General features: G+C 59.2%; 13 protein-coding genes. 8 read left to right on the top strand and 5 right to left on the bottom strand.

Annotated elements, in window-relative coordinates:
- Positions 1 to 6: 6 nt before the first annotated feature.
- Positions 7 to 960 carry a LysR family transcriptional regulator gene (locus BMZ67_RS10755; protein ID WP_092022456.1) on the top strand — a complete coding sequence of 318 codons (954 nt, stop codon included), beginning with the start codon at positions 7 to 9 and terminating at the stop codon, positions 958 to 960.
- A gap of 4 nt (positions 961 to 964) precedes the next feature.
- On the opposite strand, the gene BMZ67_RS10750 is transcribed toward BMZ67_RS10755, so the two are convergent.
- Positions 965 to 1,204 (bottom strand): TIGR02647 family protein, encoded by a 240-nt coding sequence (locus tag BMZ67_RS10750; protein ID WP_092022454.1) that lies wholly within the window; start codon positions 1,202 to 1,204, stop codon positions 965 to 967.
- A gap of 329 nt (positions 1,205 to 1,533) precedes the next feature.
- Between BMZ67_RS10750 and BMZ67_RS10745 the strand changes: the two genes are divergently transcribed.
- The 4 genes from BMZ67_RS10745 to BMZ67_RS10730 all read left to right on the top strand — a co-directional run bounded on the left by BMZ67_RS10745 (position 1,534) and on the right by BMZ67_RS10730 (position 5,732).
- The gene (locus BMZ67_RS10745; RefSeq protein ID WP_092022452.1) at positions 1,534 to 2,559 is read left to right on the top strand and encodes an amino acid ABC transporter substrate-binding protein; all 1,026 of its coding nucleotides are present in this window, start codon (positions 1,534 to 1,536) and stop codon (positions 2,557 to 2,559) included.
- Positions 2,560 to 2,649: 90 nt separating this feature from the next.
- Positions 2,650 to 3,837 carry an amino acid ABC transporter permease gene (locus BMZ67_RS10740; protein WP_092022450.1) on the top strand — a complete coding sequence of 396 codons (1,188 nt, stop codon included), beginning with the start codon at positions 2,650 to 2,652 and terminating at the stop codon, positions 3,835 to 3,837.
- On the top strand, positions 3,837 to 4,922 hold the full coding sequence (locus BMZ67_RS10735) for an amino acid ABC transporter permease (protein ID WP_092022448.1): 1,086 nt from the start codon (positions 3,837 to 3,839) through the stop codon (positions 4,920 to 4,922). Before BMZ67_RS10740 ends, BMZ67_RS10735 begins: the two co-directional genes overlap by 1 nt.
- 15 nt (positions 4,923 to 4,937) lie before the next feature.
- Complete coding sequence (locus tag BMZ67_RS10730; protein WP_092022446.1) at positions 4,938 to 5,732, top strand: amino acid ABC transporter ATP-binding protein; 795 nt, start codon at positions 4,938 to 4,940, stop codon at positions 5,730 to 5,732.
- 34 nt (positions 5,733 to 5,766) lie between these two features.
- Here BMZ67_RS10730 and rarD read toward each other — a convergent pair whose 3' ends face one another.
- On the bottom strand, positions 5,767 to 6,696 hold the full coding sequence (gene rarD / locus BMZ67_RS10725; protein ID WP_217642498.1) for an EamA family transporter RarD: 930 nt from the start codon (positions 6,694 to 6,696) through the stop codon (positions 5,767 to 5,769).
- Between the two features lie 270 nt (positions 6,697 to 6,966).
- On the opposite strand from rarD, the gene BMZ67_RS10720 reads away from it, so the two are divergent.
- Positions 6,967 to 7,407 carry a nuclear transport factor 2 family protein gene (locus BMZ67_RS10720; protein ID WP_092022442.1) on the top strand — a complete coding sequence of 147 codons (441 nt, stop codon included), beginning with the start codon at positions 6,967 to 6,969 and terminating at the stop codon, positions 7,405 to 7,407.
- Positions 7,408 to 7,439: 32 nt separating this feature from the next.
- Positions 7,440 to 8,402: an NAD(P)H-dependent flavin oxidoreductase gene (locus tag BMZ67_RS10715; RefSeq protein WP_092022440.1), complete on the top strand. Its 963-nt coding sequence runs from the start codon at positions 7,440 to 7,442 to the stop codon at positions 8,400 to 8,402.
- A 34-nt stretch (positions 8,403 to 8,436) separates the two neighbouring features.
- On the opposite strand, the gene BMZ67_RS10710 is transcribed toward BMZ67_RS10715, so the two are convergent.
- On the bottom strand, positions 8,437 to 9,000 hold the full coding sequence (locus BMZ67_RS10710) for a PadR family transcriptional regulator (RefSeq protein WP_092022438.1): 564 nt from the start codon (positions 8,998 to 9,000) through the stop codon (positions 8,437 to 8,439).
- Positions 9,001 to 9,035: 35 nt separating this feature from the next.
- Positions 9,036 to 9,632 (bottom strand): TetR/AcrR family transcriptional regulator, encoded by a 597-nt coding sequence (locus tag BMZ67_RS10705; protein WP_092022436.1) that lies wholly within the window; start codon positions 9,630 to 9,632, stop codon positions 9,036 to 9,038.
- 148 nt (positions 9,633 to 9,780) lie between these two features.
- Between BMZ67_RS10705 and BMZ67_RS10700 the strand changes: the two genes are divergently transcribed.
- The gene (locus BMZ67_RS10700) at positions 9,781 to 11,799 is read left to right on the top strand and encodes an NADPH-dependent 2,4-dienoyl-CoA reductase (RefSeq protein WP_092022434.1); all 2,019 of its coding nucleotides are present in this window, start codon (positions 9,781 to 9,783) and stop codon (positions 11,797 to 11,799) included.
- A gap of 45 nt (positions 11,800 to 11,844) precedes the next feature.
- On the opposite strand, the gene BMZ67_RS10695 is transcribed toward BMZ67_RS10700, so the two are convergent.
- Entirely contained in the window at positions 11,845 to 12,753 is a 909-nt protein-coding gene (locus BMZ67_RS10695) for a LysR substrate-binding domain-containing protein (RefSeq protein ID WP_092022432.1), read from the bottom strand.
- Positions 12,754 to 12,787: the final 34 nt, after the last annotated feature.

Here is a 12,787-nt window from a genome sequence, read left to right as displayed (position 1 = left end):
GCCACCATGCCATTCAGCGCCCAACAACTCGCCAGCCGCCTGACATTCCGTCAATTACAGGTGTTTCTCTCGGTCCATGAACTGAAAAGTTACAGCCGCGCCGGCGAACGCCTGGGGTTGACCCAGCCTGCCGTCAGCAGCCAGATACGACAGCTTGAACAGGCTCTTGCTCTGCCCCTGTTCGAATACGTTGGCCGCCGCTTGTATTGCACCGCGGCCGGGGAGGAACTGGCCCGGAGCGCCCGAACCATTTTTGGAGAAGTGCGCCGCCTGCAGACCAGCCTGGCAGCACTGCAAGGCAAGGTCGCGGGAGAGCTGCGGCTAGTGGCGGTAAACACCGCGCAATACGTGGTTCCGTACCTGCTCAGGGCCTTTCTTAACCTGAACCCGCAGGTCCACGTCAGCGTCACCGTGGTGAATCGGGCGACCGCCATCCAGCGACTGAATGAGAACCGGGACGACCTGGTGATCATGGGTATGGTGCCGACCGAGCGGCCGCTGACGTCCATCCCCTTTCTGGACAACGAGCTGATCCCGGTGGTCCCCAAAGGGCACCCGCTGCTGGATCACCCAAACCCGAGCCCGCAGGAATTTCTCGACAGCCACCTGCTGATGCGTGAGCCCGGCTCCGGCAGTCGACTGGCACTGGAACTCCACTGCCAGCAGCACCGGCTGAAGGTTAAGCCCAGCATGGAGCTGGGCTCAAATGACGCGGTCAAACACGCCATCATGGCTGGGCTGGGGGTGGCGGTGCTCCCCAAATTAAGCATCCTGCCGGAACTGGCGCTTGGCAACCTCCACACCTTAGACCTTCCGGGCTTTCCGCTACGCCGTAGCTGGTGTGTGGTCTACCCTCAGGCCAAGCACCCCACCCCAGCCATGAAAGCGTTTATCGACTACATCCAGCAGAATATTCGCCAGTTCGAGCAGCAGTTCCTGCGCCGCTCGCAACTGCAATGACAGCTTAACCGTCCGCAAGCATACCCAGCAGCTGCTCAGTCTGTTCGACCGCCTCACAGCCGCGGCTGGTGAGGTAGCCGCCATCGTGCTGGGTAATCAACCCCTTTTGAAACAGTCGTTCAGCAGCCGCCACTACTTCGGGGGTCGCGGTGTGTTGGTGGACTTTAATACCTTCCTGGGACGAACAGGAGTTGAACTGGGACAGCAGTTTGAGTTCGGCAATCTGATCGGAAGTAAACGGCATGGCACTACCTCGCAATGATATTGGCGTACCCCCCAGTGTTGTACGAACCCGCCCCCGCTGCAAGCCCCCTAGTTGACTAATAAATATTCAAATTTAAGGAGAAAACAGAAATTCTCTTCTACCCTGATAGCAGGTCCGACAAGAAGCACTCTGGTGCCAGACTGGCATTAGATGCACCGCTCCAGTGCTCCAGTGACGACCCGGCGGTGGCAACGAGCCGCCTAAACGAAAGAGTAAAACAATAAAACCAGCAACTCAGCACCATTGGCTCAGCATTTGCTGATGACCATTGGCTTTGCACTCATTCGAAAAATCGGAGATGTCTCATAATGAAAAAAATATTTTCACTTGCCGCAGGAACCGCAACCCTTCTGGGCGTCGTGATGGCAGGCAACGCCATGGCAAACACCACCCTGGAGAACATCAGGGAAAAAGGTCACCTGCAGTGCGGCGTGACCAGCGGCCTTCCCGGCTTTTCCCAACCCGATGACAAAGGCAACTGGACCGGCATCGATGTAGACACCTGCCGGGCCGTTGCAGCCGCCATCTTCGGCGATGCCAGCAAAGCCCAGTTCACACCGCTGACTGCCAAGGAGCGCTTCACCGCACTGCAGTCGGGCGAAATCGACATGCTGTCCCGCAACACTACCTGGACCCTGACCCGAGATGCCTCCCTGGGCCTGAACTTTGCCGGCGTGAATTACTACGATGGGCAGGGTTTCCTGGTCAGTCGTGAGCTGGGGGTGAGCGATGCCACCGAGCTGGATGGCGCCACAGCCTGCATCCAGGCAGGCACCACCACCGAGCTCAATATGGCGGACTATTTCCGCACCCATGGCATGGAATTCAACGCCCTGGTGTTCGACACCTCTGAACAAACCGTTCAGGGCTTTGCCGCCGGTCGCTGCGACGTTCTGACCTCCGACCGCTCCCAGCTGGCAGCCCTGCGCTCCAAACTGACCGACCCGAACAGCGCGGTCATCCTCCCCACCATCATTTCCAAAGAGCCACTAGGCCCCGTGGTCCGCCAGGGTGACGACCAATGGTTCAACATCGTGAAGTGGACACTGTTTACCCAGGTGAACGCTGAGGAACTTGGCATCACCTCTGCCAACGTCGATGAGATGAAGTCTTCAGACAACCCCTCCATCCAACGCCTGCTGGGCACCGATGGTGATATGGGCGAGAAGCTCGGCCTGTCGGCAGACTTTGGCTACAACATCATCAAGGAAGTGGGCAATTACGGTGAGATGTATAACCGTAACGTCGGCCCCGGCACGCCTCTGGATCTGGAGCGAGGACTGAACGCGCTGTGGACGGAAGGCGGCATCATGTACGCGCCGCCCGTTCGCTAACTGCGGAAGCCCAGGACGCTGGCGCCAGTATGACCGCCAGCGTCCACCCTGAACCCAACCCATGTCCGAGTATGTGTTCCGGTGCCCCGTATGAGTGAAACGACTTCCCAGATTACTCCTGCCCGAGCAAAGCCGTGGAACGACCCACGGGTTCGATCCCTTGTTTTCCAGCTGGTCGCCATCGCTGGCGTGATGTGGGGTGGCTGGACCCTGGTGGACAACACCCTTGCCAACATGGAGGCCCGCGGTATCAGTACGGGCTTTGGTTTCCTTGAGCAGTCCGCCGGTTTTGGCATCATCATGAGCCTGATTCCCTATGAAGCCACCGACAGCTATGGCCGCACGTTCTGGGTCGGTTTGCTCAACACGCTGCTGGTGTCCGGCCTGGGGATTGTTGCGGCAACCCTGCTGGGATTTATGATCGGCGTTGCCCGCCTGTCGAGCAACTGGCTGATTGCCAAGCTCTCCCTGGCGTACATAGAAATCATCCGCAATATCCCGCTGCTGCTTCAGATTTTCTTCTGGTACTTCGCGGTCCTGCGCAACCTCCCCTCACCACGGCAGAGCGTGGAGCTTGGCGGCCTGTTCTTTCTCAACAATCGCGGGTTCTACCTGCCGGACCCGATCGCCCTCCCAGGCTTTGGCTGGGTTGAACTTGCCCTGGCAATCGCCATCGCCAGCGTTATCGCGCTCCGGATCTGGGCCAAACGACGCCAGCAGGCAACCGGGCAAATCTTCCCAACCGGCAAGGTCAGCCTGGCCATCCTGGTAACCCTGCCGGTGCTGGCTTTCCTGGCCACCGGCGCGCCTCTGGACTGGACCGTGCCGGAACTTCGGGGCTTCAACTTCCGCGGCGGTATCACCATCATTCCCGAACTTGCCGCACTGTGGGTCGCACTGTCGCTGTACACCGCCTCGTTCATCGCTGAGATCGTGCGATCTGGCATCCTCTCGGTCAGCAAGGGACAAACCGAAGCCGCCCGGGCACTCGGCCTTCGTCAGGGGCTCACCCTTCGCCTGGTCGTCATACCACAGGCCATGCGGGTCATCATCCCACCCCTGACCAGCCAGTATCTCAACCTGGTGAAGAACTCATCCCTGGCTACCGCCATTGGCTACCCGGACCTGGTGTCCGTGTTCATGGGTACAACCCTCAACCAAACCGGGCAGGCGGTCGAAGTGGTTGCCATGACCATGGCCGTCTACCTCACCATCAGCCTGCTGATTTCCTTCGTCATGAACCTGTACAACCGCGCTGTGGCGCTTAAGGAGCGATGATGAACCAACCCACCGTATCACCGCCCAAAGCCCCTGTTGCGCCCATACAGTGGATGCGCAATAACCTGTTCAATACCTGGTACAACTCACTGCTGACCCTTGCCGTCGGCTACCTGCTGGTCACCAGCGCCGCGCCGCTACTGAACTGGGTGTTCCTCGACGCCACCTTCAGTGGCGAGTCCCCAAGCGACTGCGTCGGTGAAGGCGCCTGTTGGCTGTTCATCAACCAACGGCTGAACTTTTTCATCTACGGGTTTTACCCGGAAGATCAGCAATGGCGCATCAACCTGATGTTCGGGCTGCTGGCGCTGTCGTTCATACCCCAGTTCATCGAGGGTTTTCCGGCCCGGCGATGGCTCGGCATCTTCGGTATGACCGGCCTGCCGATCCTGGGTTACATCCTGATTCCCGGTGGCAGCTTTGGCCTGGAGTCTGTCCCCAGCCACCGCTGGGGCGGCCTGATGCTGACGCTGATCCTGGCTTATGTCGGGATATTTGCGGCCCTTCCCATCGGCATCCTGCTCGCCCTTGGCCGACGTTCGCACATGCCGGTCATTCGCGGCTTCTGCGTGGTCTTCATCGAGGTGTGGCGGGCCGTACCGCTGATCACCGTGCTGTTCATGGCTTCGGTCATGCTGCCGTTGTTCCTGCCCGAGGGCATGAACTTCGAGAAACTGCTCCGGGCACTGATCGGCATCACACTTTGGCAGTCGGCCTATATGGCGGAGGTCGTTCGCGGAGGCTTGCAGGCCATCCCCCGGGGACAGTACGAAGCCGCCAGCGCCCTCGGCCTGGGTTACTGGAAGAAAATGGGGCTGATTATCCTGCCCCAGGCCCTGAAGCTGGTCATCCCCGGCATCGTTAACACCTTTATTGCCCTGTTCAAGGACACCACGCTGGTACTGATCATCGGCCTGTTTGATGTGCTCGGCGCGGTCCAGTCCACGGTAACTGACCCCGCCTGGCAGAACGTCGCAATCGAAGGCTACGTGTTTGTCGCCTTCTGCTTCTGGGTGTTCTGTTTCGGCATGTCCCGCTACAGCCAGAACCTGGAACGCAAACTCGACACCGGCCACCGAACCTGACAACGGATAGCAACCATGACCGACCAGACACCCACAAATACGGCTCGCTCCACCCTCAGTTCGGCCAAGGCCGACACCACCATCATCCACGTTGAAGGCGTGCACAAATGGTACGGGGGCTTCCACGTCCTCAAAGACATCAACCTGGACGTCGCCCATGGCGAACGCATCGTTATCTGCGGGCCTTCCGGCTCCGGGAAATCGACGTTTATCCGCTGCATCAACCGGCTGGAGGAACATCAGCAGGGTCGCATTGTCGTCGATGGCGCCGAGCTGACCGACGACATCCGCCAGATCGACAATGTCCGCCGGGAAGTGGGCATGGTGTTCCAGCACTTCAATTTGTTCCCCCACCTGACCGTGCTGGAAAACTGCTGCCTGGCACCGATCTGGGTTCGCAAGATTCCCCGCAAGGAAGCCGAAGCCACAGCCATGGAATACCTCGAGCGGGTTAAGATTCCTGACCAGGCCAAGAAGTACCCGGGCCAGTTGTCTGGCGGCCAGCAGCAGCGGGTGGCGATTGCCCGCTCCCTGTGCATGAAACCCAAGATCATGCTGTTCGATGAACCGACCTCCGCGCTTGACCCGGAAATGATCAAGGAAGTACTGGATGTCATGGTGGAGCTGGCAGAAAGCGGCATGACCATGCTTTGCGTCACCCATGAAATGGGCTTCGCCAAGACCGTGGCAGACCGGGTCATTTTCATGGATGGCGGTGAAATCATCGAATCGGCGCCTCCGGAACAGTTCTTCACCAACCCGCAGGAGGAACGCACGCAGACCTTCCTCAAGCAGATCCTGCACCACTGACTGCGAACTGAGCCCCCGGTCCATTATCCGAGGCTCACACGCTCAACCGGCGCTTTTCCAGGCCAGGCGCCCCAGCACGCCGCCGCGCCACAACACTGGGGCGATTCCGCCAGGACGACCAGCTGTAAAGACCAAGGGCAAACCAGATCACCGTGAAGCTGATGAGCTGCGCGGTATTTAGCGGCTCCTGAAAAATCAGCAAGGCGATCAGGAATTGCAGGGTTGGGTTGATGTACATCAGGAAGCCAACCGTGGACAGTTTAAGGCGCCTTGCTGCACCAGCAAAAGCCAGTAGCGGCAACGCGGTGACAACACCGCTGGACAGCAGCAGAGCCGTGGTCGATCCAGCCCCCCAAAAGTGCGAACGCCCCTCCATTGAGAGCCATGAGAACGTCAGCAGCCCCACCGGGAATAACAACAGAGTCTCCACAAATAACCCTGACAACCCATCCAGCGATACCTGTTTGCGAAGCAAGCCGTAGGTGCCAAAGGTGAGCGCCAGCATCAGCGTGATCCACGGGAGGCTGCCCAGTGCAACCAACTGAATCAGGATTCCGGCCCCAGCCAACATCACAGCGACACCCTGCAGTCGCTCCATTCGCTCCCTCAGCACCACCAACCCCAAGGCAACATTCACTAACGGTGTCAGGAAATACCCCAAACTGGCTTGCAATACCTGCCGGGTCTCAACGGCATAGATATAGATGCCCCAGTTGGCGGCGATAAGAACCGCACACCCCAGAACAGGCCAAAGCCCACTGCGGCGGGCGAGGGCTTCCCGCACAGGCGCCCAGCGTCGCAATACCGAGATAACAGCCGCCAGGAAGACGCAGCTCCAGAGAATTCGGTGAGTCAGTACTTCGTAAGCAGGCACCCCATCAAACAGAGCAAAAAACAGGGGAAAACTTCCCCACATGGTATACGCGGCCAGCCCGTAGGCAACGCCTTTGCTGGTTTCAGTCATTGTGGTCATGGCATTGCCACGCCTCCGCTGGTGCCTGTCTCCGAACTCCCACTCTAAGCGCTGTCAGCGCTTCCCAACAGGTACAGAAACCGACTGAATCTACAGCACAGGTACAGGGGCTGCCGTCCCTGTAGCAGGACATCGCTCAATCGCGCCCGACACCACAATATGAAACTAGTTGCACATTGATAAATCCACTGATAGCTTTAGGCATCGCAAAAATTTGCATACAACGAAGCGTAGCCCCTCACACGACCAAGGGAGAAAACAATGACAATCGCCACTCTGTCCCAAGAGGCCCAACAGACACTTTCCACCTGGCATGAACTGCTGGAACAGAATGCCATGGAAAAACTCGACCAACTGCTGTCAGACGACGTGGTCTTCCGCTCACCTGCAGCGCATACCCCCTACCCTGGCCGCGATGCGATAAAGCTGGTCCTTAAAACCGTGAACACGGTGTTTGAAGAGTTCACCTATCACCGCCGTTTTGCCAGCGAGGATGGCAACAGTGTGGTGCTGGAATTCAGCGCCAAGGTGGGAGATAAAAGCGTCAAAGGCATCGACATGATCCGGTTTGACGAAGCCGGAAAGATCGTTGACTTCGAAGTAATGATTCGCCCGCTGAGTGGTCTCCAGGCCCTCGCCGGTGAAATGGGCAAGCGTGTGGCGCCATACCTCGCCATGCTCAAGGGCGAAGCGGCCCAGTAGTCAACAACAATCCGGTTAACCAAGGAGCTACCATGTCCCTCCCCGATATCCTGAAAGACCGCCTATCCCTGCCCGTGGTCGGATCGCCCCTGTTTATCATTTCCAACCCTGATCTGGTCATTGCCCAGTGCAAGGCCGGCGTGGTGGGCTCTTTCCCCGCCCTTAATGCCCGCCCGGCGCCCGTGCTGGAGGAATGGCTACAGAGGATCACCTCAGAGCTGGCCGAGTACAATGCCCAGCATCCAGACAAACCGGCCGCGCCTTTTGCCGTCAACCAGATCGTGCACAAGTCGAATGATCGGCTGGAACATGACCTGGAGCTGTGTGTGAAGTACAAGGTGCCCATCGTCATCACATCCCTCGGCGCCAGGGAAGATGTCAACGAGGCGGTACACAGCTACGGCGGCATCGTATTGCACGACATCATCAATAACCGCTTTGCACGCAAGGCCATTGAAAAAGGCGCCGACGGCCTGATCGCCGTGGCAGCCGGGGCCGGTGGACATGCCGGCACCCAGTCCCCATTTCCGCTGATCCACGAGATCCGTGAATGGTTCGACGGCCCACTGCTGCTGTCCGGAGCGATCGGAAATGGCAATGCCATCCTGGCCGCCCAGGCCGCCGGTGCAGACCTGGCCTACATCGGTTCAGCGTTTATCGCCACTCGGGAAGCCAACGCTGACGCAGCCTACAAAGACATGATTGTCGATAGTGGCGCCGAGGATATTGTGTATTCGAACCTGTTCACCGGTGTCCATGGAAACTACCTGAGACAGAGCATCGTCAATAGCGGCCTGGACCCCGATGACCTGCCCGAGTCCGATCCGTCAAAAATGAATTTTGGTTCTGATAGGGGCGCCAAGGCCTGGCGCGACATCTGGGGAGCCGGCCAGGGCATCGGCGCCGTGAAAAGCGTGGAAAGTGCCGAAGACCTGGTGAAAAGACTGAAAGTGGAATACGACGACGCCAGAAAGCGCCTGGGACTAGCCGTGTAAGGCCTACCGGCTCAGGAAGACGGCCAATCTGCCGTCATTTCCCGGAATGGGAGCCGCCGCCTTCCCGGGCGGCTTCCAATACCGGAAGCGTACCTCTAGCCCAGCCTAGCCAGCTTTCTTCAGACACAATCCCCATACGCAACACCTGGTACTGGAGCTGTTGGGCAACCGACAGAGCCGAACCGGAAAAGTCACGCTGCTCAATCTGAAGAAACGTCGCCAGCTTCTCTTCGTGCTCAGCCATCAAGCGCTGCAGCTCTTCAAGGGCACCCAAAGGCCCCAAAACGGCTTCAGCCCGCAGCTTGACCAATAGCTCCCGGTGGCCTTCCGTAGAACGGCAAGGTTCACTACCCCAACGTTTTAATTCATCGATCCCGGCGGCTAGAACCTGGTAGGTCTTGCGCTTACGTCGGCCTTCGCCGCCTTCTTCTTCAGCCACGACCCAGCCAGAAGCAGCCATCCGGCGCAGTTCCCGGTAGATCTGTTGGTGCGTTGCCTGCCAGAAGTAGCCGATGGAACGGTCAAAGCGGCTGGCCAGGTCATAACCGGTCGAAGGTTTTTCCAGAAGGGAGGTCAATAAGGCATGTTGAATGGACATGGCTGGAATTCTATCGGGGGTGGGCGCGCTGTCAACTAACGCCCCAATGCCGACAGGATCAGCGCAACCGATTGCTCACTCACCGCATCCATGTCCTCCTGATTCACGTAGATGCCGTCGATCAGCAGCCGGCACAGACCATGCACCGTCGCCCAGCTGGCCTGGGCTAGGCGCAGGGGGTCGTTTCCAGCGGGCAATTGCCCGGCCGTCAGTGCTGCCAGCTTGTCGGTATAGTGACGAAAGCTGCGGTAGGCCACGGATTTCAGCTCCGGCGTTGGGGTTCCCGCTTTCCAGAGAGTTCGCCCAAACATCAGCTCGTAACGCTCCGGATGATCCACCGCAAACCGCAGGTAATCCCGGACAAAGAACAGCATCTGATCCCTCAGGGTTTCGCCCTCGAAGCGCTGGCTGATCAGCTCGTCCAGACTTTCAAACCCCTCGGCTGCCAACGCACACAGGAGGGCATTCTTGTCCTTGAAATGATGATACGGAGCGGTGCGTGACACCCCCGCTTTTTCAGCCAGCTTGCGCAGGGACAACCCATCAATACCCTGCTCCTTCAACTGCTCGCTCGCGGCCTGAAGCAGAGCGCTGCGCAGATCACCATGGTGGTAACGGGAAGCATTGGTCATGGTGCATATTCCTGACTGAAAAATAGAGGTAAAACAGACGACCGGGCGGTTCAGGCCAGTCTCCGAAATAATCTTGACACTGTCAAAATACACCTCTATCTTGACAGCGTCCAGATTATTCAGAATACCGTCTATCGAGAGAGCAACGATGTCGACCGAACGCTACCAAAATCTGCTGTCACCCCTGGATCTGGGGCACACCCAACTGAAGAACCGGGTCATCATGGGCTCCATGCACACGGGCCTGGAAGACCGCTTCTGGCAGTTCCCGAAGCTGGCAGCCTATTTTGCCGAACGCGCACGTGGCGGCGTTGGCCTGATCGTGACCGGCGGATTCAACCCCAACAAGGCCGGCTGGTTCTATCCGTTCGCCGGCCTGTTCAACAGCCGCTTTGATATCCTCAACCACCGCAAGGTCACCAAGGCGGTCCACAAGGAAGGCGGCAAGATTGCCCTGCAAATCCTCCATGCCGGCCGTTACAGCTACCACCCGCTGTCCCGTTCCGCCTCCGCCATCAAGGCGCCGATCAACCCGTTCAAGCCCAAGGCGATGAGCACCAAAGAGGTTGAGCAGACCGTCCGGGATTTTGCCCGCACCGCCGAACTGGCCAAGAAAGCCGGCTACGACGGCGTTGAGATCATGGGCTCCGAGGGTTACCTGATTAACCAGTTCACCGCCCCGTGCACCAACAAGCGCAAGGACAAGTACGGCGGCAGCGCTGAAAACCGCCGCCGCTTCCCGGTAGAAATCGTGCGGGAAACCCGCAAGCGTTGTGGCGATGACTTCATCATCATGTTCCGGATGTCGGTCATCGACCTGGTTCCGGACGGTGCCACCCGGGAGGAAGTACTGGCTCTGGCGAAGGAGCTGGAAGCTGCTGGCGTCAGCCTGATCAACTCAGGCATCGGCTGGCACGAGGCCCGGGTTCCAACCATCGTTACGTCCGTTCCTCGCGCGGCCTTTGCTGAAGCCACCCGTCAGGTCAAAGAGGTGGTCTCGGTGCCAGTTGTCGCCTCCAACCGGATCAACGATCCGGAGGTGGCCGAAGACATCCTCCGTTCCGGCCAGGCCGATGCGGTGTCCATGGCGCGGCCCCTGCTGGCCGACCCGGACTTCGTCAACAAGACCATCATCGGCAAGGCCGACGAGATCAACACCTGCATCGCCTGCAACCAGGCCTGCCTTGACCATACCTTCCAGCTCAAGCGGGCATCCTGTCTGGTGAACCCCCGCGCCTGTCACGAAACCGAGCTGGTCTATGTGAAAACCGCAAAACCCAAACGAGTTGCGGTCATTGGTGCTGGTCCCGCCGGGCTGTCCTGCGCGACCGTGGCCGCAGAGCGCGGGCACGACGTCACCCTGTTCGACCAGGCCGGCGAGGTTGGCGGCCAGTTCAACATGGCCAAGGTGATTCCAGGCAAGGAAGAGTTCCACCACACCATCCGCTACTTCAGCAAACGGATCGAGAGCACCGGCGTCAAACTGAAGCTGAACACCCGGGTTGAAGTGGCCGACCTGGAAGCCGCCGGCTTTGACGAGATTGTCGTCGCCACCGGCGTTACGCCACGCGCCCCGGGCATTCCCGGCATCGACCACCCGAAAGTACTGTCCTACGTGGACGTGCTTCGCGGCAAAGCGGACGTTGGCCAGAAGGTTGCCGTTATCGGTGCTGGCGGCATTGGCTTCGACGTGTCCGAATACCTTGCCGAACATCCCCGCGACGGCGAACAACCGCTGCCCGAGTGGATGAAGGAATGGGGTGTGGACATCGCTGGTGACAGCCCTGGCGGCCTGGTGGAGCCCGAAGTCGAGGCACCGGCACGGCAGATCACCCTGCTCCAGCGCAAGCCAACCTCCCTGGGCAAGGACCTTGGCAAAACCTCTGGCTGGGTACACCGGGCCACCCTCAAGGCGCGCAATGTTGAAATGCTCAAGGGCTGTAGCTACGAGAAGATCGACGACGACGGCCTGCACATCAAGCAGGGCGAAAAAGTCCGAGTCCTGGACGTGGATAACGTCATCATCTGTGCTGGTCAGGAATCGCTGAAAGAGCTCTATCGGGAAGAAGCGGAAAACTTCCACCTGATCGGCGGCGCCGACCTCGCAGCGGAACTCGATGCCAAGCGAGCGATCCGCCAGGGCGCGGAGCTTGCAGCCAGCCTGTAACCCCGCAATCCGTCAGGCCACAAGCCTGTGGCCTGACGGCCCCTGTTAGCCGTACGGCAAACAATCCAGAAGTTTCTGCTTGAGCCAGCGGTGGGCCGGGTCCTGGTCCATCGCCGATGGCCAGATCAGGTACACCGGCACCGGGTCAACCGGGACCGGAAATGGTAGCACCTGAAGCTGGAACATCGGGGCCAACCGATCGGCCAGCCGCAAGGGAATGGTAGCAATCAGGTCACTGGTACTGGCCACTGAAACCAGACTGGTGAAATTGCCAACCTGGGCACCAATGTTTCTTCGCCACCCGGGCATGCCCAGGATCTGGTCTAAAGGCAGTGTCCGGCGCTCTCGTTCTGGTAACACGACGTGCCCCGCCATCAGGAACTGGTCCAGCGACAAGCTCCCCTTGATCAGCGGGTGCCCCTGCCGCGCTACCACCACCAGCGCTTCCTCTCCCACCGCCTCCACCAGCAGGCGGGCATCGTCCGGTGGTTGGGTATCGAACGCAAAATCAGCCTCTGCATCCAGCAGCCATTTCTGCCAGCCCGCCTGTTGCGGCAGCACCTTCACCCCGAGACTCTGACTTTCCACCTGAATAGCGGACACCAGTTTTCCCAGCACCAGTGTCTCCAGGTAATCCACCGCAACAATGCGGAAATTGCGTTGGGCGGTAGCCGGATCAAAAACCGGCTCCGGGTCCAGAGCTTCCGTCAACACCTCCAGTCCCTGCCGAACCTGCTGGTACAAGGCATCCGCCCGGGGCGTGGGCTGCAAACCGCTACGACTGCGCACAAACAGGGCATCACCAACCGTCAGCCGCAATCGTTGCAGTGCGGCGCTGACTGCGGGTTGACTCATCCCCAGGTGTTCGGCAGCTCGTGACAGCTGCCGGTGCTCTACCACGGCAGCGAAGACTGGCAGGAGGTTCAGGTCAACGGATCTTAAATTCAGCTTCATGGATATTGTTCTTATTCAATATTTATTAGACAGA

Source organism: Marinobacter zhejiangensis, assembly GCF_900114775.1.
Taxonomy (GTDB): Bacteria; Pseudomonadota; Gammaproteobacteria; order Pseudomonadales; family Oleiphilaceae; genus Marinobacter; species Marinobacter zhejiangensis.
This window is presented reverse-complemented; position numbering and strand designations above follow the sequence as displayed.